This window comes from Brucella pituitosa (assembly GCF_965577835.1).
GTDB classification, from domain to species: Bacteria; Pseudomonadota; Alphaproteobacteria; order Rhizobiales; family Rhizobiaceae; genus Brucella; species Brucella pituitosa.
Window position 1 is genome coordinate 710,281 of sequence record NZ_OZ264093.1, and the last position, 22,916, is coordinate 733,196.

Consider the following 22,916-nt stretch of genomic DNA (forward strand, 5'->3'; position numbering starts at 1 on the left):
GTGCAAGAAGCGCAGATCAAACTGGAAAATAATCAACGCCTTATATTACGCGATGAAAAGATAGACCAGCAATTATTGGGATCGCGGGTTTATTAACCAAAACTTGTAGTGATTGTTTAAAGGGCAGTTTGGTAGAGACAAGCCCGTTAATAACAATTATCGATTGCAGAGAAGACTAATCATTGTTCATTTGTACTTTCGTCTTATGGGTCGCCAAGGGGGCTTGGCTGACGAGAGTTGCCGGGGGCGGGTTTGAGAGTGATGACGAGAAATGGATGAGCGGCTCAAAAGTCAGGACGTGCCTCTGGCCGTGGATCTCGACGGAACGCTCATCGCAACCGACTTGCTTTGGGAGAGCGCCTTCGTTCTTCTGAAGAAGAATCCGCTTTATCTTTTCCTGCTGCCGATCTGGCTTTTGTCAGGCAAGGCTCACCTCAAGCAGCAAATCGCGCGTCGGATCGTCATTGATGCGTCTTTGTTGCCTTATCGGCACGAATTTCTCGAGTACCTTCGTCAGGAATATGCCAATGGGCGCAGGCTGGTTCTGGCAACTGCAGCAGCAGATCCGCTGGCACAGGCGGTTGCTTCGGAGCTTGGTATTTTTGAGACTGTTTTAGCCACGACAGGCAAAAACAATCTTTCTTCGCATGCCAAGGCGCGTGCTCTCACAGAACATTATGGCCCGAAAGGCTTCGATTATGCTGGCAACGACCGCGCCGATATAGCGGTCTTCGAAGCTGCGCGAAAGGTGGTCGTCGTTGCTCCGGATCGGGCAGCAGCGCGTTTTCAGAAAGCCAATGATAGTCGGCTCTTTGAGAAAAGTGCAGCGGGCATCAAGTCCTATCTGAAAATGCTGCGTGTGCATCAATGGCTCAAGAACCTTCTGGTTTTTGTGCCGGCGATCCTTGCTCACACGATCTTCTTTCCCGACGTGCTGTTAGCGTCCATCCTTGCATTCATTGCCTTTTCTGCGGCCGCCTCAGCGATCTATATTCTCAATGATATCATTGATCTGCCGCTTGATCGCCAGCATACCCGAAAGCGCTCGCGCCCCTTCGCAAGCGGTGCATTGAGTATTCCGTTCGGCCTCAAGGTGTCGGCGCTGCTTTTGTTGATTGCCGTAGCAACCTGCTTTTTCCTGCCGCCGATTTTTGCGCTGGTTATCGGTCTTTATCTGGTTGCCACGACCGCCTATTCGCTGGTGCTGAAGCGCGCATTGCTGGTTGATGTCATTTGTCTTGCAGCGCTTTACACCCTGCGGCTGCTAGGCGGTACGGCGGCGACCGAAATTCCGCAGTCTTTCTGGCTGACGGCATTTGCAATGTTCTTCTTCCTGTCGCTGGCCCTGGTGAAACGCTATGTTGAATTGCAGCACTCCACGGTCACGGAAAAGGACCGTATCGCCGGCCGAGGCTATCGTCCCGAAGACAGAGACATTGTCGGCCAGAGCGGTGTTGCTTCCGGATTCACCGCCGTCGTAGTTCTGGCGCTCTATATCAACAGTGCCGCAGTGCAGGAACTTTATACCTATCCATGGCTCATCTGGCCGCTTGTTCCGATCGTTCTCTACATAATCATCCGCGTGTGGATTCTGGCGCATCGCAAGGAAATGGACGACGATCCTGTTGTGTTCCTTGCCAATGATTGGCGCAGTCAGGCGGTGATTGCGATTGGCGCAGTTCTGCTGTTCGTATCCGGGATGCGGTGATGGACCAGTCGTTTGACAGTTTTGGACGCATTAATCGTCGCAGGCGAAGCGCGATTGCGTTCGACGGTGTGTTTTCCAAACTGGAAGGCCCGGAGAGCTTGCTCGCTTTCGGCAATGGTCGTTCTTATGGTGATAGCTGCCACAATGACGCAGGATTGCTTGTGCCGATGCGAACGCACGCCCGGATTGTTAGCTTCGATGTTCATACCGGTGTTCTTGAGGCTGAATCCGGTGTTCTGCTGAGTGAAATTATCGAGGCTGTTGCCCAACACGGTTACTTTCTACCGGTGACGCCCGGCACGCGTTTTGTAACGCTCGGTGGTGCAATCGCGAACGATGTGCATGGCAAGAACCATCATTTGCGCGGAACATTCGGCAGCCATGTCGAAAGCCTGGAACTACTACGTTCTGATGGCGTGCAATACATCTGTTCGAGTGCAGAAAATGCGGAACTCTTTTCAGCAACAATTGGCGGCATGGGCCTGACAGGTCTGATCTTGAACGCCCGCATCCGACTGATGCCAGTTGGCTCCCTCGATGTTGAAGAACGCATCACATCTTTTCGGAACCTGGCCGAATATTTTGCGATTGCCGAAGAATCCGACCGGCAGAATGAATATGCGGTGGCTTGGGTAGATCAGCTGGCAAGTGGCCGCTCGGAAGGCCGTGGTGTGTTGATCACTGGCAATCACGCGATCAATGGCAATCATACAGCGAGCAGCGGTGGAGCGCGGCTCGGTGTACCGTTTGATCTGCCGTTCTCGATGCTCAACAGGTTGAGCCTGACGGCATTCAACAACCTTTATTTTCACGCTAAACGCCGCAAACAAGAGCCGCATCTGACGGGATTTGCAGGCTTTTTCTATCCGCTGGATGGTCTTCGCAACTGGAACCGCTTTTATGGTCCTGCAGGGCTTTATCAGCATCAGAGCGTTGTGCCTTTTGAGGCAGCGGAAAAGACGATTCCGGCACTGCTTCAGGCAAGTCGCGATGCAGGCCAGTCGTCCTTTCTCACGGTCCTCAAGCGTTTCGGCAATCTGCATTCTCCGGGGCTGCTGTCATTTCCAAAGCCGGGCTATACTCTGACGATGGATTTTCCTAATCGCGGGGGAAAGACGCTGGAACTGCTCGATCATCTCGACAGCATGACGATCGAGGCGGGTGGGCGCGTCAATCCCTACAAGGATCAGCGGATGAGTTCTGAGACATTCAAAGCGGGCTTTCCAGAATGGCAGCAGCTTGAGGACATGCGTGATGCGCGGTTCTGCTCCGATTTCTGGCGGCGGACCGCTTTAACCAATTAAGACGGGACAGGACATGAAATATATCCCATTCATTCTTTTCACGGTCATGACGAATGCGGCAGCACAGCTGCTGCTCAAATACGGCATGATGTCATTCAGTACGGCTAGTTACTCAGCGGACACACTGATTTATCGGATATTTCAGATTGTCTTTAATCCGTGGGTTTTCGCCGGATTGACCATGTTTGTGATTTCCATGGCATCACATATGTATGTGCTGTCGAAAGTCGATCTGTCTTTTGCATATCCTTTTTTAAGCCTCGCCTATGTCGCGGTCGCGCTGTTCGCATGGCTTTTGTTCAAGGAAGAACTGGGCGCTTACAAGATTGCAGGTATCGCCTTCATTTGCATTGGAACAGTGCTGATCGCACAGAGCGGCAAGTCGTCGAATGCCGAACAGAACGCGGCGGTTCACGACCGCTCAGCATCATAAATTTAAGGTTGGGGCAGGATTATGAGACATATTATTTTCGGTGGTGACGGGTTTGTTGGACGATATCTGGCGCCCTTGCTTCTTGCCGATGGGCATGAAGTTATTGTCGCTGACATCGTGAAGAGCGATCTGGCGCATTATAGTGATGCGACTTTCGTTCATACCGATGTCACCGATCCTGAGGCGATCCGCAAGCTCGGCATTCGCGCCGACGATATGATCTATAATCTCTCGGCTAAGATGCTGTCGCCGCTTCAGGTGCGGGCCAAGCGTCACGATTTCTTCTTCCCGGTCAATTATTACGGCACGGAAAACATTATCAAGGCGATGGATGAAGCTGGTGCAAAGCGGCTCGTGCATTTCACGACCGATATGGTTTATGGCCACACCTATGTCTGGCCGCAGAAGGAAGATCATCCTTGCAACCCGCTGGGCGAATATGGCTTGTCGAAGTTCAAGACCGAGGAACTGGCCGTAGAATGGCGCACACGCGGGATGAATATTTCGCTGTTCCGTCCGCGTTTGATTATCGGACCGGGACGCCTTGGTATTCTGGAAAAACTGTTCAAGCTGATCGATAACAATCTGCCGGTTCCGATGATCGGCTCGGGCAAGAACCCCTATCAGTTTATCTCGGTGTTTGATTGTGCATCTGCTTGCTACGCGGCCTTCAAGGCAGGCGTGCCGAACGAGGTTTATAATCTCGGCTCGCTCAACCCGCCGCCGGTGCGTAAATTGCTGGGTGATCTGGTCAAGCATGCAGGATCGAGATCCATTCTGGTGCCGACTCCCGCATGGGCAGTCAAACGCACGCTGGACTTTCTTGACTGGCTCAACAAGCCTTTGATGGACCCGGAGCAATATCTGATCGCCGATGAGATGTGTGTTCTTGATGTTTCGAAAGGCGAGCGGGAATTGGGCTGGATACCGCAATATCGTGATGAGGACATGCTGATCGCGGCCTATAGCGAATATCGCAAGAAACTTGCCAATGCATCGAAGGCGGCGTGAGGACAGAACCATGACAAAGACAGTTACGACACATGATGCGGTTGCTGTTGCCAACCACACGCCCAAGCCAAAGCTTCTGACGGTCGAAGATGCAAAGGCACTCGATCTGCCGCGCATGACCGAGCTTTTTACCGGTCATCTTAACCCGGGCCAGCTGCATTTTATGAAGCTGCTCGGCTTTCACAAGGTTAAGATCGAGCGCGCCGAAGGCATGTATTATTATGACCAGAATGGCCGCAAGATTCTCGATTTCTTCGGCGGTTTCGGATCTCTGGCGCTGGGACATAATCATCCGCGCATTCTTGAGGCGCGCCGCAAGTTCCAAGAAGAAATGCGGCACGAAATCGCCATTGCTTTCATGTCGCAATATGCAGCAGCGCTTGCTTATGACATTGCGGCCTGCTCGCCGGGTGATCTCGATATGGTCTTCCTGGGGTCGTCCGGTTCGGAAGCCATGGAAGCTGCGATCAAGGTTGCAGAACGTGCTGCTGGTCCTAAGAAGCCGAAAATTGTCTATGCTGAAAACTCATTCCACGGAAAGACCAAGGGCGTACTGTCGATCACCGATGGCGGGCTTTATCGTGGCGAGTTCAAGCTGGTCGATAACACGGTTCGCGTGCCGTTTGGTGATATTGACGCCATCGAAAACGCGTTCCGTTCTGATCCTGAAATTGGCGTCATCGTGCTTGAAACTGTTCAGGGCGGCGGCGGCATCATTCAGGCCGATACTGCATTCTGGCAGAAACTGCGTCAGTTGTGCGATCAGTATGGCGTGATCTGGGTGGCGGATGAAGTGCAGTGTGGCTTTGGTCGTACCGGCAAATTCTATGCCTTTGAGCATTATGGCGTTATTCCCGATGTCACCGCCCTTGCCAAGTCGCTTGGCGGCGGTAAGACGGCGATGGCTGCGATGATCGCAAAGCGCGACGTCTATATGAAAGCGTATGGCACGCCGAAAACAGCGATGATCCATGCCATGGCGACCTTCGGCGGCATTGGTGAAGCCTGCATAACGTCGATTGAAACGATCAATGTGCTCTATGATGAACATCTCATCGATAACTCAGCAGAAACTGGCGATTATCTGCTTGATCGGCTGAAAGAGTTACACGCGCGTTATCCGAAACTCATCAAGGACGTGCGCGGCAAAGGCATGATGGTGGGGCTGGAGTTCCATGACTTCTCCAACGCCATGCCGATTGTGCTGCGTCCTGTGATCGCCATGCTGGATGATAAGCTGAAAGGCTCGTTGCCGGGCTTCATCGGCAGTCATTTGCTGCGTGACCATGGCGTGCTGGTGGCTTTCACCGAGTATAATCGCAATGTGATCCGGCTGGAGCCGCCATTGATTTGTGGTCGCGCGCATGTCGATGAGTTTATTGCAGCACTTGATGAGATTCTCGGGCGCGGCATCGTCGGTATCGTCAAGGATTTCGTGAAGGCGCAAATCAAGTAAAAAGAAAGGCCGGGTGGTTTCATCCGGCCTTTCGCTTTTCTTGCTCTATTTTTGCAAAATTCCGGGACGCAGCAATAAGTCCCAGCATGCATCAAGTGGCACCACTTGGCGATCTTTGAGCGCGTCAGCGTAAATTTCCTGCAGGGCCAGACGGGTTGTTGTCATCGGGCATTTAGGTCGTAGAACGCCGTCCGTTGCTTCAACCGCTGCTCTGGTTTCATCCGTCATTGCGGGAACCGTGCGAAACGGATCAGCACCGATCTGGATTTTCCGGGTCGGCTCGCGGTTCAGTAGCCATGGAAAAGGATCGGTAAAATCAAGCGTCATCAGCGTTTTAAGATAAACGCCGTTGCTGTTCTCAAAGGCTTTGAAGGCTTTGATGGCCTCATCGGCCGAGATGATCCAGTACATCTGATAATCCAGCTCTGAGTAAAGCCGCCAGCTTGGCAATTGTCCCTGCGTTGCCAATGCTTCGTAAGGTGCAGAATAATCCGCATAATGCACGGGCAGCAATTTTGCACGATCCATGATGTCCGGTCTGACGGATACTTGACGCATGGTTTTGAGTTCTGTCACAGGTGGCTGGACATAGGTGGGCGCTACTGCAATGACACGCAAAATCTTGTGCGTGACCTTGCTGAAGGTGGGAATGACGCTGAAGGCCGCAAGCACCAGAAAAGCAATCTTTGCCTTGCCTTTGACGTGCTTGATGCGCTCGTAGATCATCAACAGAAGAGGCCAGATAAAGATGAATTCCTGGCTGCCGGTATTTTGTGTTTCCAGTATGACGCCACCGAGCAAAATGACCACGAGCCATATGGAGCTACGATCGAAAAAGCGTGCCGCAGGCGTGCCGCGCGTCAACTCGATCCAGAAGAGAACCGGAACGAGAATTGTGGCTGGCAGGATCACATCAAGCTTGCCGGATAAGACCGTCAAAAACCGCGGCAGCAGCGCGCCTTCATTCAGGACCAGAAGTTGCTCGATATCGACGAGATAGGCAGAAATCATGCGGCCGTTTAGTTCGAGTGCGGCCAATCCGATCAGTGTTATGGCGGCAGAAATCAAAACGGTTTTGATTGACACGCGCCCTGCCAGAAGTGCTGTGAGCCCAAACAGACCGCCAACCAGAAAGCCTGTGATCTTGGTAAGAAACAAGGCAAGCATTGTAATGGCGCAAAAGGCTGCGAGCTTGCGTCCGTCTGCAATAAACATCAGACCGCATGTCAGCACATAAAGCAGCAGCGACACCTGCCGGTTATAGATGCCGAAGCCGTCGAGGCCGGGATAGGACGTATAGGTTTGCACATTGGCGGGGAATATGGCGAAGACCAGAAAAGGAATGAGAAGCGCGAAGGCAATCGGTCGGCTTTTGTGTTCCACTTCGGCGAGAACCACTGCCATGAGGGGAGCTGCCACGACAAGCATGGACCACTGCACAAGCAGCAAGGATTGCGCTTGAGGGAATAGCTTCTGTCCCCAGGAAAAGAGATAATACCCCAGCGGGCCTACCGGGGTGAAGAAATCGACCGAGGGAATTTGACCTGTATTTATGCGCTGAGCTGCATCGAGATAGAGATAAGTATCCCAATACATCGGACCGATTGGAACGGTCAGCGGGATGCTCAACAGACCAACCAGCACGACAAGGACAAGCAGCATCCAAAAGATGCTTCCCCCCAAAAAACGAGTCCGCCCGTTCGCTATATCAGGCACTGAAGAGACTGAAACCTTCAAATTCTGCCCCCGCTTCTTTGAAAATGGTTCAACTTTATACTCGTTCTAACTGCCAGATGTTTAAAAACTCCAAAACATGTCTTGCGCTTGCGATATAGCGCAATATGGTGCCGCGAAGAATTGACCCGGAGTTGAATGTTGCAGAGCGTCGATGTTTTGGTGATAGGCGCTGGCGCTGCTGGCATGATGTGTGCGGTTGAAGCGGCTAAGCGCGGGCGCTCCGTGCTGGTGCTGGACCATGCGAGAAAACCCGGTGACAAGATCCGCATTTCTGGCGGCGGTCGCTGTAACTTCACCAATATCCATGCAAGCCCGAAGAACTTCCTGTCGCAAAACCCGCATTTCTGCATCTCGGCACTAAGTCGTTATACACAGCGCGATTTCATTAAGCTCGTTGAGCGGTATCGCATCGCCTATCACGAAAAAACGCTTGGACAGCTTTTCTGCGATGGTTCTGCAACGCAGATCATCGATATGTTGCTTGATGAGATGCATCGCTACGGTGCGCGTTTGCAGCTTGAAACAGCAATCGAGACTGTTGAGAAAACCGATCGCGGTTTTGTCATTCGCCACTCTGGCGGCACCGTTTCAGCAAAATCTCTGGTTATTGCGACCGGCGGTAAATCCATTCCGAAGATGGGTGCGACAGGCTTTGGTTATGACGTTGCCACGCGTTTCGGTCTGCGGATTGTTGAAACTCGTCCCGGTCTGGTGCCGCTGACTTTCGAGCCGCATTTGCTTGAGCGATTGAAGCCACTTGCGGGCGTTGCGGTCGATGCTGTGGTTTCATGCAAGAAGACGAAATTCGCCGAGGCGATGTTGTTCACGCATCGTGGCATTAGCGGCCCTTCCATTCTTCAGATTTCATCCTACTGGCGTGAAGGCGATGAAATTGTCATTTCCATGCTGCCAACGACCGATCTGTTTGAAGCTCTTAGGGAGCAGCGCTCCAAGAACGGTAAGCAGGCCCTGCAAACGGCTCTGTCGTTCTTCGTTCCGAAGAAGCTCGCGCAGCTTATCGCGGCCGATTTTCCCGCGACCAATCTCGCAGATCTTTCGGACGCCGTATTGCGGCGCGCTGCAGCTGCGGTCAATGACTGGCATGTAAAGCCAGCGGGTTCAGAAGGCTATCGCACCGCTGAGGTGACATTGGGTGGTGTCGATACACGCGACCTCGATTCCAAAACCATGGAAGCGAAGAATGTACCCGGCCTTTATTTCATTGGCGAAGTGGTCGATGTCACCGGCTGGCTCGGCGGTTATAATTTCCAGTGGGCATGGTCGTCCGGCTGGTGTGCAGGGCAGGTAGCTTAAGGCTTCACCAGACCGTCGGCGAGCTTTGGCGGATACTCAAGTTCGATTTCGTTCTCGCCATAAATGAAATTGCCGAGGCCTGGATCGGTGATGATCGGGCGAACACGATACTTGCCGGGCATTAGGTCCGGCGGGAAGAAAAGAGGATAGGCGTCCTGCCCGTCATTATCGTGATAAATCACAAATTGTCCGTCGCGCTTCTCAATCGGATTGTCGTCGAGCATATGGCTTTCGCCGGGCGTGAGCTTCGTATCGGAGATATCGTAGAGCTTGTGGGCTAGTCGCGTGCCGTTGTCTCCGTTAAAGAGAAGAAAAAGCTCAGCATTCGACAATTGGATTTCCGTATCGCTGGTGTTCTTCATCGTCAGCGTGAAGAGGTTGCGATAATAATCAGGATTTTCCGTTGTATTTTTGTAGTCGGAAAGGCCGAGGGAGGCCGTTTGCGGCTTGGTTCCGTCAGCATCATAACGGGCGACAAGGTCATAAGCTTCTTTAAGCGATACCCAGCCGCCGGGCAGGTTATCGGTGCCTTTGCGGGCGAACTTCATGAAGTCGCCGCTAAAAGCAAGAATGCGGACGGTTTCGCCTTTGACAAGATGGGCAGGCGTCCTGCTTTGCAGATCAGCCGCGCTATATATTTCGAGCTTAGTGACAGGGACTTCCCAGCTATTCTCTGTTTCATCGCTGGCAATGACTGTTTCCAGAGCGATGTTGCCCTGCCGGTCATACGAGACCATGCGAGCGGGGCGGTCGAGATAGGGCCAATGCCAGTTTTCGTCTTTTGGGCGCGATTGTTCCAGCAAATTTGCACCGCCGTCGGGGTCTATCTGCACAACATCGATGCGCGCATCTTCGCCCTCAAAGTTACAGCTGCTTTTGAGCGCTTTCCTGCTTTCGATTAACTCAATATTCCATAGAGCGCCGCAGTTAAGCTGCTCGCTGAAATCTTCCGTGAAATTGAGCGCCGCATAAGATTTTGTTGTTGGCTTATAGAGAAAAAGACCAAACCCTATATCGGGACTCTCGCTTGTACTTGCGCCAAGCGCCACATCGGAAAATCCATCGAAATTGAAATCCGCGACTGTAAAGCTCGGGTTGCCGTCAAAATTTGTGGCCCATTCGGCGTCGATCATCAAGAGCTCTGCCCCATCGGATTGCACAATGACATAGCCTTTTTCGGTCTTTGCGATGCGGGCCGTGACACCAATTTCCGGCGTCAATTGTGGCAATGCCTCCGCAGTAAAAGCGTCAGTTGATAATCCGGCAGACAAACAAACGAGGGCAAGTCCAAACAGAGAAGAGCGGGATGGCTGTGTCATATTGAACGCGTTTTCATGAGGGAGTTAAACCTGTTTACATGATCCCGCCAGAAAGTGGGAGTATCCGCTTTCATTATCTTCAAGCTGGTTCAGTGGTTTAAGTGTGTCGTCCGGTCGCGCTTGATGGAAGCTGCTTGTTCCCTGGATGCGATTCGCGTATCGCCTAAGGGAACGGATGAGGATGGAGGTCGTCCGAATGCCGCAAAGAAATTCCCCCCTGGCGCCGTTTCAGTACGGAACTTTTCGCGCCTTATGGTCTGCCACGCTATTTTCAAACCTGGGCGGTCTTGTGCAGACTGTTGGTGCGGGCTGGATGATGGCCACCATCGCGCGTTCGGATGATATGGTCGCGCTGGTTCAGGCCTCCACAACTTTGCCGGTGATGATCTTCTCGGTTGCGGCAGGGGCGCTTGCGGATAATTTCGACCGCCGCCGCATCATGCTTACGGCCCAGATTCTCCTGCTCGTCATTTCGGTTGCGCTTGCAGCTTTCGCCTATCTTGGCATGTTGACGCCCTGGATGTTGCTCGGTTTCACCTTTCTCATCGGTTGTGGAGGTGCCTTGCATAATCCGTCGTGGCAGGCATCAATGGGAGACATTGTTCCGCGAGCAGATTTGCCTGCAGCAGTTGCTCTTAATTCCATGAGTTTCAATCTGATGCGCAGCATTGGCCCGGCCATCGGCGGTGCAATAGTCGTGGCTGCGGGTGCTGCTTTTGCGTTCATTTTCAATGCTTTCAGCTATTGCGCACTTATTCTGGCACTTTGGCGCTGGCAACCACAGACGACGAAATCCACTTTGCCGCGCGAAGCATTGGGGCCTGCAATGGTTGCGGGGCTGCGCTATGTGGCAATGTCGCCAAACCTTCTGAAGGTTATGTTTCGCGGCTTTCTGTTCGGTCTGTCTGCGATTGTCATTCTCGCGCTGTTACCGCTTGTGGCGCGTGACCTCGTTAAAGGCACAGCGCTGACATATGGCATCATGCTCGGTTTTTTCGGGATAGGTGCTATTGGCGGTGCGCTCTCAAGCGCGCGATTGCGCGAACTACTTGGCAATGAATGGCTGGTGCGTGGGGCTTTTGTTGCTTTTGCACTAAGCTGTCTTTTGCTCTCGGTGAGCCGCAGCATCTGGATGAGTTGCATCTTCCTGCTTCCTGCGGGATTGTCGTGGGTTCTGGCGCTTTCCCTGTTTAACGTGACCGTGCAGCTTTCAACCCCACGATGGGTGGTTGGCCGCGCGTTGGCGTTGTACCAGACTGCCACGTTCGGTGGCATGGCGGCGGGCAGTTGGCTCTGGGGTTCGGTTGCCGATGAGTTCGGTGTTCCGGGCGCTTTGCTGGCGGCAGCCTGTGTTTTGCTCTTCGGTGCGCTTGTCGGGTTTCTGCTGCCGCAGCCGGAATTTGAATCGCTCAATCTCGATCCGCTCAATCGCTTCAGCGAGCCGCAATTGCGCCTCGACCTACGGTCACGCAGTGGTCCGATCATGATCATGGTCGATTATAAAATCGCTCAGGAAGATGTGCAGGCATTTCTTGCTGCCATGGCGCTACGCCGCCGCATCCGCATTCGCGATGGCGCACGACAATGGGCCTTGCTGCGGGATCTGGAAAATCCGGAAACGTGGACAGAAAGCTATCACGTTCCGACATGGGTGGAATATGTGCGTCACAATCAGCGGCGTACGCAATCAGACGCGGAAGTTTCAGAAAGGCTGCTTGCGCTACACAAGGGGGCAACGCCCCCTCTGGTACATCGCATGATCGAACGGCAGACTGTGTCCATTCATGATGATATGCCGCTTAAGGCGCATCTCGATCTGACGTGATGCAGTCAGCTCAGGCTGCCGAAAACTCGGTTCTCGCAATCTGATTGCGACCGCTTTTCTTGCTTGTGTAGAGCTGATGGTCGGCTTGCTGCAGCCAAAGTGAGCCGCTCTTGCCCGGATGAGTGCGCGCAGACGCAATCCCCATGCTGACGGTTACGTTGGTGCTGACTTCCGAACTCTGATGTGGAATGTTCAGCGACTGGATCTGAAGCTGGATTTCATGCGCTGTGGCCAAGGCTGTTTCGGGGGGTGCTCCGGGCAGAACACAGGCAAATTCTTCACCGCCATAACGTGCCGTCATGCCCGAAACCTTATGCACCGCACGATTCAGAGCGGCCGCAACCATGGCAATGCACCGATCGCCTTCAGGATGACCATAGGTGTCATTGAAGAGCTTGAAGAAATCAATATCAAGCATGATAACCGAGAGCCATGCACCAGCAGGCGCGAGGCGCGAGATTTCACTGGCCAGAATGACCTCAAGCTGACGACGGTTGCTAAGACCCGTCAAAGCGTCGGTAACAGCCATCTGAGCAAGCTGATCGCGCAGACGCTTGAGTTCGATATGGTTGGAGACACGTGCCCGCAAAACGACCGGGTTGATCGGCTTTGTTACATAGTCGATAGCGCCCAGCGACAGGCCGCGTACTTCGGCTTCCTGATCATCGAGACCTGTCGTGAAGATGACCGGCACGTCAGCCAGCAAGCGATCATTCTTCAGGCGGAGGCAGACTTCATAGCCATCGAGACCTGGCATCATGACATCCAGCAAAATCAGATCCGGTAAAACTGAGCGAGCGACTTCCAGCGCCTGCTCACCAGATGTGGCAAAGCAGATTTCATAGTGGTCTTCCAGCACCGCGTTCATGATCTCGATGTTTGAAACTTCGTCATCGACGATCAGGACGGTTGCACGATCAGGCATTTTTTACTCCGGTAGTGTTTAGATCGCCGAGTGGTTTTTATGATCTGTGGCGAATTCTGGAGCGTCGATTTGATCCAATCAGATCGACGCCCTAACTATTTGTTGCAGGCATTGTCCAACGCAAAATCGCTTCGCACTTTTGCAGGAAATGCTTTATCTCGCTGGAGGAAATTCCTCAGCAAAAGCTTCATTCAGACTGCGCAGGGCTTGCTCATAATCGAGCTTGTCCAGCGCAGCCTTTGCCACGCGCAAGGCTCCCGCATTGTTGCCTTGCTCGGCATCAGAGCCGAGCATTTGGAGCAACGCGTCAAAACTGCTGCGCGCACGCATGCTCCGGCGGGTGAGGTGGTCGCGCAGTGTGGTCACAGCCGATGCAATATCTGCGGTCTGAGGACCGGAATTTGCCTGCTGCTGTGGCGCTGACACTTGATCCTTCAGGCTGGCTGCAGCCTTCAAGGCTGGCTTCATGGCGGAATTCAGCGCCGATAGCGTTGGCTCCAGACCGACCAGCTGTTCGTTGGCTATTGCCAGTTCCACCTCAGCGGAAATACGCGCAATTTCTGGTAGCTCCAGCGATGCTGCAACACCTTTGAGCGTATGAGCAAGGCGTCGCGCTCCGGTCAGATCACCCTTGGCAATCTGATCCATCAGGGTTTCTATGACATTCACAAAATCATCATGGAAGCTCATGATGAGACGACGCAGAAGAGCCTGTTTTCCATTCACCCGCACGAGTGCCCGAGTGAGGTCGAATGGCGGAAGCCGTTCAGGAAGCTCGGCTTGTGTAACCTCAATCTTGTTTTCCTGCGGTTGGGCGGCCGCAATATCCACCCGGCGTGGCTTCATCCAGCGCTCGAGCGTTCCGATAAGTACGCTTGGATCAATTGGTTTGGCCACATGATCGTTCATACCGGCCTCGGCGCATCTGCGGCGCTCTTCTTCATAGGCATGGGCGGTCAGAGCGATAATAGGCAGAGCCTCCTGGCTCCAGTCGCGACGAATATGACGTGTGGCTTCCAGACCATCCATTTCCGGCATTTGAACATCCATCAGCACAGCTGAATAGAGCGAACCGGATCGTGCTACGCTTTCGCACGCAATGCGTCCGTTCTCGGCAGTGTCGACATCAAGACCCGCATCACAAAGAAGCTGATAAGCGATTTCGCGATTGATCGCATTGTCTTCGACGAGCAGAACATGTGCGCCACGCAGCGGCTCTGCGATCAATTCTGAATCTCTTGCGGCTTCCTTGGCATCTTTCGATAGTGGGAAAAGCATATTCAGTGTTAGCAGAATTTGCTGGGCTTCGATTGGCTTTGGGAGATAGGCTGCAATGCCGGCGCGCGAAGCTTTTTCCTTGAATTCGTCACTGCCATAGGCCGTTATCAGGACAATTTCGGGCAGTTTGGCGAGCTTTGCATTGGCATAAAGGCTACCCACTGTTTCCATGCCGTCCATACCAGGCATTTTCCAGTCGAGCAGCAACAGATCATAGGGTTGGCCATGCTGGAACGCAGTTTCCAGTGCGCCAATAACCTCAGTGCCGGATGCGACCAGATCGACCGGGATCGACCAGTCCGCGAAAATGCTTTGCAGAATTTCGCGGGAAGCCGGATTGTCGTCTGCTACAAGTATCCGAAGCTTCTGGATATGCGCTTGCGGCTTTTCGACAATTGAGTGCGCGCGATCCACGTTGCCAAGAGTGGTTGTGACGGTGAAGACACTGCCCTTGCCGGGGGTGCTGAGTACGGTGATGTCACCGCCCATCTGCTCGGCAATCTGCTTGCTGATGACCAGTCCAAGTCCGGTGCCGCCGAAACGACGCGTTGTGGAGCTATCGGCCTGCGAGAAGGAACTGAACAGCTTGGATTGCTGGTCGGGCGTCATGCCAATACCGGTATCGGCAACGGCAATCTGCAGGCTGTAGTCGCCACTATCTGATGGTTTTCCGCTTACGCGAAGAGTAACAGAACCATTCTCGCTGAACTTGATGGCATTGCTCATCAGGTTAAGCAGCACTTGTCCAAGGCGCATTTCATCGCCGACAAGGCGTTCTGGGACGCCCTGATCGATATGCAGGCTCACGGTCACATTTTTGGCTCGGGCATCGGCACTGGTAATCTGCAATTTGCGATCAAAGAGGGCGCGCAATTCGAACGGACGGTTTTCCAGCGTAAGTTTGCCAGCATCGTTCTTGGAGAAATCCAGAATGTCATTGATCAGGCGCAGCAGCGAGCCACTGGCTCCGTTGATTTTGGAAAGATAATCGCGCTGGCGCTCCGTCATGTCGGTGCGGAGCATCAGATGGCAGAAACCCAATATCGCATTGAGCGGGGTGCGGATTTCGTGGCTCATATTGGCCAGGAACATGCCCTTGGCCTTGTAGGCCTGTTCAACCTGGGCAGAACGTTTCTCGATTTCCGCATTCTTGACCATGATTTCGTCGCGCATTCTGCTGATGCTTTCGACGCAAGCGACAAGCATGTCGCAGAACCAGACGAGAACGGCTGCCTGAAAAGCTACAATCACAGCGTGAATCATCACGCGACGAATATCGCTGCCTGTCGGGAAAACGAGGGATGGCAGAAAGTAATCGAGTGTCAGATGGTGCAATGCAACCGCAACGGCTGCAATGATGGTTGCTCTGCGATCGCACCAGCCGATAGTGAGTGCGAGCATGGCAAAGAAATACATATGCATGTCCATCTGCCAGATATGCCCACGAAGCAGATAGAGCAGGATCGCAGGTTCAGCCACGAGAGCTACGGCAGACAGAAAGCGGGTTGCGGGCGCGATATCGGCGCGCCACCACATCAGATTATAGCTTGCTGCAAGGAAGGCTCCCGCAAGAGCCCCGCCGAGGACGGAAGCGCCCGTTCCATATGCGATGACCGCGAACAGCGGAACATGCAGCCAGAAAAGAATCACCAGAAAACGCGCAAAACGTCTGCGAATATCATCAAGCTCAATGATCATGGATTAGGCCCCGGTAACGGCAAGGTCAAAACAGCCGGACAGCTGTGCGGGTTCAAAAACGAGCCACGCGCCTGCATCGTAAAGTGCGTCGATTGCGTCAGGACGTGCGGCGTATACAACCACAACGTTCATGCGCTCATTGAAGGAAAGGATCTGTGCGTCGGCTTTGCCAAGCAGTGTCGCCACTTGTGAGGCATTCGCCCATGGCTGCATGAGAACAGCAAACTGGCCGTTCTCGCCACGTGGAGAAAGCATCGCATAGATGAGTGCTGTGAGGCCGATCACGAAAAGGGCCATGGCTGGCAGCATGTCTAGCATGCGCCATTTTGACTGCGCTAAATGGGAGGTCATGTGTCTGTATCCGCAATTCAACACGCCTTGGACGTTACCATTTCATAGTATATAAAAAAGCGCGTGTCTTGCTGTATATGCTAATTCAAAATTGTATTATTTGTTGAGCGCCAAGGTCTAATCATCCACCGTTTTGGAGCGCATCGTGAAAAGTGTGCAACTGTTTGCGGATGAAATGCGCATCAAAACAAATAATCAGATCGAAACGCGCTCTGATTGCCCGGTAACGTGGCAGGGTATGTTGTACATCGAATTTGCGGCCTTTCAATATAATGCTGTGCGCTTTGTCTTCTCACTATCGAGTGACGCGCGGTACGCTGAATATCAGCCCAAATTATGATTTGAGTATACCCCTTTAGTTCAATGCTCAAATTGCTATGTCGCCTTTTGCTTGAAGCGGTCATCTATTAATTGCCAATGATTTTTGTGTTGCGTAGAATTTTGCTTTACGTACCTCAAAGCCAACGTTAAGGTTGCACAGTGAAGCTTTGGGAGGAGTTCACATGCAAGTGGAAATTCTGACAATCAGAAGTCATGGCGGGCACTCAAGCTATAGTGCTTGCGTTGGTGCGTGCATATGAACACAACCCGAAACGAACATGGCACACCGCTTCTGGAGGCGGTTTCGCTGTCGAAATCGTTCGGACCTGTTCAGGTTCTGAAAAATATAAATCTCAGCATTTTTGGCGGCGAAGTTCACGCTATTATCGGCGAAAACGGCGCTGGTAAATCGACATTGATGAAGCTGCTCGCCGGTAATGAGCGTCCGACCAGCGGTGAAATCCACATCGATGGCAAACCAATCTCGTTTTCCGGGCCGGTGGAAGCTGAAGCGCAGGGCATTGTTCTGGTGCATCAGGAAATCCTGCTGGCTCCTGATCTCACTGTCGCCCAGAATATTTATCTGGGACGCGAACTATCCAACGGCCTTGTTGTCGATGACAAATCCATGCGCGAAGGCGCACGCCAAGCCATTCGTGATCTTGGCGCGGATATTGATCCTGATGCCATCGTGGGCAGTTTGTCCATCGCACAGCGTCAGCTTGTGCAGATCGCTCGTGTTTTGCTCGTGCCGCATCGTGTGGTGATTTTTGACGAGCCAACGGCATCGCTTACTCCGGTTGAAACCGAGGCACTTCTGAAAGTCATTTGCGACATCCGCGCCAAAGGTGTCGCGGTTCTCTATATTTCGCATCGCCTGCCGGAAGTGAAAGAGATTTCAGATCGTGTGACCGTGCTTCGCGATGGCAAGCTTGTTTCCGCGCATCTGGCCTCGGAATTGCAGCCGTCGGATATGGCCCGGCTGATGGTGGGGCGCGATGTTGCCAAACTTTACCCGGATCGCGCAGTACATCATGGACAGGTGCCCGTGCTTGAGGTCGATGACTTCAGCGTTCCGGGCTATGTTAAAACGGCAAGTTTTACATTGAGCAAGGGTGAAATTCTGGGCTTTGCGGGGCTTGTCGGTGCTGGTCGAACGGAATTGATGGAAGGCATTGTTGGCCTGCGTCCCGGCAAAGGCCAGGTCCGTCATAATGGACAGCCTGTCAATTTCCGCAATGCCCACGAAAGTCTTTCCGCTGGCATCGCCTATCTGAGCGAGGATCGGAAAGGCAAGGGGCTGCTGCTTACCAAAGACCTCGGTATCAACCTGACACTTGCTTCGATCAGCAAATTCGTCCGGGGGTTACAGATTGATCGGCGCAAAGAGCGCACGGCACTCGACGATGCGATCAAAGAGTTCGATATCCGCACGGGCCGGAAAGATATTCTTGCCGGGCAGCTTTCTGGCGGCAATCAGCAGAAGCTTCTTCTGGCAAAGATGATGATGCTCAACCCGTCCATCGTTATTATTGACGAGCCAACCCGCGGTATCGATGTGGGTACCAAAGAACAAATCTATCAGTTCATTGCCAATTTGGCCGACGAGGGCAAATCGATCATCGTCGTATCGTCTGAAATGCCGGAACTCATTGGCGTATGCGACCGTATCGTCGTCATGCGCGAGGGCAGGGTTGCAGGCGAGGTGACAGGCGAACGCATGACCGAAAATGACATCGTTGTCTTAGCAACCGGCGTCAGCACCGAAGAAGCGGCTTAAAAAAAAAGGGGAGTAAATGACAGACGTAGTGACCGATAAAAGCAGAGTGCCGAAAACGTCCAAAGACTGGGATCTGAGGGCTGTTGCGCCTTTTATTGCGCTGCTTTTGCTGCTTGTTCTGGGTACAATTGCCAATCCAAACTTCATCAGCATCGACAATCTGTTGAATGTTGCCACACGCAGTGCGTTCATTGCCATTATCGCGCTTGGTGCCACCTATGTAATTTCGTCGGGCGGGCTGGATTTGTCGGTTGGCGCCATGGCGGCTTTTGTCGGCAGCATCATGATCATGTTCATGAACAGCGGTGTTATTGCCGATCCGGTCATGATGCTGATCGCAGCCGTGCTTCTGGCCGTTGTCGTGGGGGCGCTTTGCGGCCTGACAAATGGATTGATCACAACACTCGGCGGTATAGAACCGTTCATCGCCACACTCGGCACGATGGGAATTTATCGTGGCCTGACAACATGGCTGTCGCAGGGCGGTGCTATCACATTGCGCAATCCTGACATTCAGGCGCTTTACAGGCCTGTCTATTTCGGTTCCGTTTTTGGCATTCCGATTCCGGTTATTGCGATCTTTGTGACGGCAGCAATTGCGGCATTCGTTCTTTATCGCACACGCTATGGCCGCCATGTGATTGCAGTTGGTTCCAGCGAGGATGTTGCCCGTTACTCAGGCATCTCCGTCAAGCGTGTCCGCACGATTGCCTATATCGTGCAGGGGCTTTGCGTGGCTGTCGCGGTGCTTCTCTATGTGCCGCGACTGGGGTCGACATCTGCAACAACCGGCATGTTGTGGGAGTTGCAGGCGATTACTGCCGTCGTCGTTGGTGGTACAGCATTGCGCGGCGGCGTGGGGCGTGTCTGGGGCACGATCTGCGGTGCATTCATTCTGGAAATTGTCGGCAATATCATGCTGCTTTCCAACTTCATCAGCGAGTATCTGATCGGGGCCATCCAAGGGGCGATCATCATCATCGCCATGCTGGTGCAACGGTCGTTGTCGCGACGATAAAAACCCAGGATGTGATGGGTAATCTCATCACGTTCTGGACATCGAGTTTGACGGGATTGAAGGGGCGGTCCGGTCACAGAGGGATAAAGCCCCCTGAACATTTGGGAGGAAATAATGCGAGGAAAACTTTTAGGCGTTGCTTTTGCAGCATTGGCCGCTGGTGCGCTGGCCTTTACGGGCATTGCAAGCGCGCAGGACAAGAAGGTCACTATCGGCGTATCTATTCCAGCAGCCGACCATGGCTGGACTGCTGGTGTGGTCTATCATGCCGAACGCGTGGCCAAGCTTCTGATGGCTGAGCACCCGGGCCTTAACGTCATCGTCAAGACGTCGCCGGATGCGGCCAGCCAGGCAAATGCATTGCAGGATCTTGCTGTGCAGGGTCTGGACGGTCTTGTGGTGCTGCCATCCGATCCCGATCCGCTTGTAAATGCTATCAAGGAGATCAAGGACAAGGGTACGTTTGTGGCACTGGTCGATCGCGCGCCAAGCAACAACGACAACTCCATCCGCGATCTTTATGTGGCAGGCAACAATCCGGCACTTGGTCAGGTTGCTGGCGAATACATCAAGAAGACCACGCCAGACGCACAGGTTGTCGTCATTCGCGGCCTGCCGATCCCTATCGATCAGCAGCGTCAGGACGGCTTTGACAAGGGTATCGAAGGCTCGAACGTCAAGGTTCTTGATCGCCAATATGGCAACTGGAACCGCGACGATGCGTTCCGCGTGATGCAGGACTTCCTGACGAAATATCCGAAGATCGATGTCGTCTGGTGTCAGGATGATGACATGGCTGTTGGTGTGCTCGAAGCGATCAAGCAGGCCAACCGTGAAGATATCCAGTATGTCATCGGCGGTGCTGGTTCCAAGGATATGATCAAGAAGGTCATGGATGGCGACAAGCTTATGCCGGTTGATGTTCTTTATCCACCTGCGATGGTTTCAACCGCCATGCAGCTTGCTGCCGGTCATTTCTACGATCAGATTCCAGTGAGCGGCAACTATATCCTCGATGCCACGTTGGTAACCAAGGATAACGCCGAGCAGTTCTATTTCCCGGATTCTCCGTTCTAATACTCATCTGCGCGTCTGCTTTGGCGGGCGCGCAGTTTAACGCTTGAGGGCTTTAGGCCCTTATTCCCGATATCGGTTAGAATTTTCAGTTGGAGGACTTTTGATGAAAACGATCAAAGGGCCTGGGATATTTCTCGGGCAGTTTGCGGGCGATGAAGCGCCATTTAATACATGGGACGGCATCACCAAATGGGCCGCAGAAAAAGGCTATGCCGGTGTACAGGTGCCGACATGGGCGAGCCAGTTGATCGATCTGAAAAAGGCCTCGGAATCCAAAGATTATTGCGATGAGTTTGCTGGCGTCGCACGCGAAAATGGCGTTGAGGTGACTGAGCTTTCAACACATCTGCAAGGCCAGCTTGTTGCCGTGCATCCGGCCTATGACGAAGCTTTTGACGGATTTGCAGTGCCGGAAGTACGCGGCAATCCCAAGGCACGTCAGGCATGGGCAGTTGAGCAGGTGAAGATGGCTATCAAGGCGTCGCGCAACTTGGGCATTGGTGCTCACGCGACCTTTTCAGGCGCTTTGGCATGGCCGTTTATCTATCCATGGCCGCAGCGTCCTGCTGGTCTGGTTGAAACGGCATTTGACGAACTGGCTCGTCGCTGGACACCTATCCTCGATCATGCGGACGAACATGGCGTGGATATCTGCTATGAAATCCATCCGGGTGAAGACCTGCATGACGGCGTGACATTCGAGATGTTTCTGGAGCGCGTTAAAAACCATCCGCGCGCGAACATGCTCTATGATCCGTCACATTATGTGCTGCAATGCCTCGATTATCTTGACAATATCGACATCTACAAAGACCGCATCAAGATGTTCCACGTCAAGGATGCCGAGTTTAATCCAACCGGGCGTCAGGGCGTCTATGGCGGTTATCAGGGTTGGGTCAACCGCGCTGGTCGCTTCCGTTCGCCTGGTGATGGTCAGGTTGATTTTGGCGCGGTGTTCTCGAAGATGGCTGCCAATGATTTTGATGGCTGGGCTGTGGTCGAATGGGAATGCGCGTTGAAGCACCCGGAAGACGGTGCGCGTGAAGGCGCTGAGTTTGTTAAGCACCACATCATTCGCGTGACCGAAAAAGCATTCGATGACTTTGCTGCTGGCGGAACCGATGATGCAGCCAATCGGCGCATGCTGGGGCTTTGAGGGGAAGCAGACACAATGACCATTGAAGCAAAAACCAAAGAAACCGCAAATCCACGCATTCGTTTAGGTATGGTTGGCGGTGGTGCGGGGGCTTTCATCGGGGGCGTGCATCGCATGGCCGCGCGGCTCGACAATCGCTTTGAACTGGTGGCGGGAGCGTTGTCTTCGTCGCCAGAGAAAGCGCAAGCCTCCGGTCGTGAGCTTGGCCTTGCGGAAGACCGGATCTATTCAAGCTACAAGGAAATGGCAATTCGTGAAGCGCGCCTCAAGAACGGCATTGAGGCGGTGGCCATCGTGACGCCAAATCATGTGCATTACGATGCGGCCAAGGAATTTCTACGGCGGGGCATTCACGTGATCTGCGACAAGCCGCTGACCTCGACATTGGCTGATGCGAAGAAGCTCAAGAAAGTGGCCGATGAGAGCGGCGCGCTGTTTGTACTGACCCATAATTACACCGGTTATCCGATGGTCCGTCAGGCGCGTGAGATGATCGCGAATGGCGAGCTGGGTGATCTCCGTGTTGTTCAGGTGGAATATGCACAGGATTGGTTGACGGAAGCGGTGGAAAAAACCGGTGCCAAGGGGGCTGTCTGGCGCACTGATCCGGCCCAGTCCGGCCTTGGTGGCGCAACGGGCGACATCGGCACGCATGCCTTCAATCTTGCTTCGTTTGTGACTGGTTTGACGCTGGACAGTCTCGCAGCTGATCTCGATAGCTTTGTTCCCGGTCGTCGTCTTGATGACAATGCGCATGTGATGCTGCGTTTTGCAGGCGGCGCCAAGGGGATGCTCTGGTGCAGTCAGGTCGCACCCGGAAATGAGAATGCGCTGCGTCTTCGCGTTTATGGCACCAAAGGTGGAATCGAATGGGCGCAGGAAGACCCGAACCGGCTGTGGTTCACGCCGTTTGGTGAACAGAAGCGGCTGATCACGCGTGGCGGTTCAGGTGTTGGGGATGCCGCAACCCGCGTTACGCGCGTACCGGGCGGCCATCCGGAAGGCTATTTGGAGGCGTTCGCGACAATCTATGTTGAAGCCGCCAATGCCATTCAGGCCAAGCGTGACAATACCAAGCCTGACAGTGCTGTCATGTATCCAACCGTCGACGATGGTGTCAAAGGCGTCGCATTCATCGATGCTTGCGTCCGATCCTCCAACAAAAATGGTGGATGGGTTAGTCTCTGACATTAATTCAAATTCCA

At 53.4% G+C, this 22,916-nt stretch carries 17 protein-coding genes; 12 read left to right on the forward strand and 5 right to left on the reverse strand.

The window, feature by feature from the left end; all coding sequences use genetic code 11:
- Nucleotides 1-271: 271 nt before the first annotated feature.
- Genes ACSME1_RS14520 through ACSME1_RS14540 form a run of 5 tightly spaced genes read left to right on the forward strand, consistent with a single transcriptional unit; the run spans nt 272 to nt 5,912 of the window.
- A complete protein-coding gene (locus ACSME1_RS14520) occupies nt 272-1,708 on the forward strand; it encodes a UbiA family prenyltransferase (RefSeq protein WP_024897645.1) in 1,437 nt (478 codons plus the stop codon).
- A complete protein-coding gene (locus tag ACSME1_RS14525) occupies nt 1,708-3,012 on the forward strand; it encodes an FAD-binding oxidoreductase (protein ID WP_024897646.1) in 1,305 nt (434 codons plus the stop codon). The genes ACSME1_RS14520 and ACSME1_RS14525 overlap by 1 nt, the downstream gene beginning before the upstream one ends.
- A 13-nt stretch (nt 3,013-3,025) precedes the next feature.
- Entirely contained in the window at nt 3,026-3,445 is a 420-nt protein-coding gene (locus ACSME1_RS14530; RefSeq protein ID WP_024897647.1) for an EamA family transporter, read from the forward strand.
- A 21-nt stretch (nt 3,446-3,466) separates the two neighbouring features.
- A complete protein-coding gene (locus tag ACSME1_RS14535) occupies nt 3,467-4,456 on the forward strand; it encodes an NAD-dependent epimerase/dehydratase family protein (protein ID WP_024897648.1) in 990 nt (329 codons plus the stop codon).
- Nucleotides 4,457-4,466: 10 nt separating this feature from the next.
- Nucleotides 4,467-5,912: an aspartate aminotransferase family protein gene (locus ACSME1_RS14540; protein ID WP_024897649.1), complete on the forward strand. Its 1,446-nt coding sequence runs from the start codon at nt 4,467-4,469 to the stop codon at nt 5,910-5,912.
- Nucleotides 5,913-5,957: 45 nt separating this feature from the next.
- Here the strand turns inward: ACSME1_RS14540 and ACSME1_RS14545 are convergent, their stop codons facing one another.
- The gene (locus tag ACSME1_RS14545) at nt 5,958-7,574 is read right to left on the reverse strand and encodes a hypothetical protein (RefSeq protein WP_435655418.1); all 1,617 of its coding nucleotides are present in this window, start codon (nt 7,572-7,574) and stop codon (nt 5,958-5,960) included.
- A gap of 213 nt (nt 7,575-7,787) precedes the next feature.
- Here ACSME1_RS14545 and ACSME1_RS14550 point away from each other — a divergent pair, with 213 nt between their 5' ends.
- Entirely contained in the window at nt 7,788-8,963 is a 1,176-nt protein-coding gene (locus ACSME1_RS14550; RefSeq protein ID WP_024897651.1) for an NAD(P)/FAD-dependent oxidoreductase, read from the forward strand.
- Here ACSME1_RS14550 and ACSME1_RS14555 read toward each other — a convergent pair.
- Nucleotides 8,960-10,282 (reverse strand): FG-GAP repeat protein, encoded by a 1,323-nt coding sequence (locus ACSME1_RS14555; protein ID WP_024897652.1) that lies wholly within the window; start codon nt 10,280-10,282, stop codon nt 8,960-8,962. The two genes, ACSME1_RS14550 and ACSME1_RS14555, sit on opposite strands and share 4 nt — an antisense overlap.
- A gap of 196 nt (nt 10,283-10,478) precedes the next feature.
- On the opposite strand from ACSME1_RS14555, the gene ACSME1_RS14560 reads away from it, so the two are divergent.
- On the forward strand, nt 10,479-12,107 hold the full coding sequence (locus ACSME1_RS14560; RefSeq protein ID WP_435655419.1) for an MFS transporter: 1,629 nt from the start codon (nt 10,479-10,481) through the stop codon (nt 12,105-12,107).
- Between the two features lie 10 nt (nt 12,108-12,117).
- Here the strand turns inward: ACSME1_RS14560 and ACSME1_RS14565 are convergent, their stop codons facing one another.
- The 3 genes from ACSME1_RS14565 to ACSME1_RS14575 form a co-directional block, all read right to left on the reverse strand.
- Nucleotides 12,118-13,032, reverse strand: a complete 915-nt coding sequence (locus ACSME1_RS14565; protein WP_435655420.1) for a diguanylate cyclase — start codon at nt 13,030-13,032, stop codon at nt 12,118-12,120.
- Nucleotides 13,033-13,185: 153 nt separating this feature from the next.
- Complete coding sequence (locus tag ACSME1_RS14570; RefSeq protein ID WP_024897655.1) at nt 13,186-16,008, reverse strand: response regulator; 2,823 nt, start codon at nt 16,006-16,008, stop codon at nt 13,186-13,188.
- A gap of 3 nt (nt 16,009-16,011) precedes the next feature.
- Entirely contained in the window at nt 16,012-16,359 is a 348-nt protein-coding gene (locus ACSME1_RS14575; protein ID WP_152544401.1) for a hypothetical protein, read from the reverse strand.
- A 577-nt stretch (nt 16,360-16,936) separates the two neighbouring features.
- Here ACSME1_RS14575 and ACSME1_RS14580 point away from each other — a divergent pair.
- The 5 genes from ACSME1_RS14580 to ACSME1_RS14600 all read left to right on the forward strand — a co-directional run bounded on the left by ACSME1_RS14580 (nt 16,937) and on the right by ACSME1_RS14600 (nt 22,899).
- The gene (locus tag ACSME1_RS14580; protein ID WP_024897658.1) at nt 16,937-18,460 is read left to right on the forward strand and encodes a sugar ABC transporter ATP-binding protein; all 1,524 of its coding nucleotides are present in this window, start codon (nt 16,937-16,939) and stop codon (nt 18,458-18,460) included.
- A gap of 16 nt (nt 18,461-18,476) precedes the next feature.
- Nucleotides 18,477-19,478, forward strand: a complete 1,002-nt coding sequence (locus ACSME1_RS14585; RefSeq protein ID WP_024897659.1) for an ABC transporter permease — start codon at nt 18,477-18,479, stop codon at nt 19,476-19,478.
- A gap of 114 nt (nt 19,479-19,592) precedes the next feature.
- The gene (locus ACSME1_RS14590; protein ID WP_024897660.1) at nt 19,593-20,555 is read left to right on the forward strand and encodes a substrate-binding domain-containing protein; all 963 of its coding nucleotides are present in this window, start codon (nt 19,593-19,595) and stop codon (nt 20,553-20,555) included.
- 103 nt (nt 20,556-20,658) lie between these two features.
- Nucleotides 20,659-21,711: a sugar phosphate isomerase/epimerase family protein gene (locus ACSME1_RS14595; RefSeq protein ID WP_435655421.1), complete on the forward strand. Its 1,053-nt coding sequence runs from the start codon at nt 20,659-20,661 to the stop codon at nt 21,709-21,711.
- A 15-nt stretch (nt 21,712-21,726) separates the two neighbouring features.
- Nucleotides 21,727-22,899: a Gfo/Idh/MocA family protein gene (locus ACSME1_RS14600; RefSeq protein ID WP_024897662.1), complete on the forward strand. Its 1,173-nt coding sequence runs from the start codon at nt 21,727-21,729 to the stop codon at nt 22,897-22,899.
- Nucleotides 22,900-22,916: the final 17 nt, after the last annotated feature.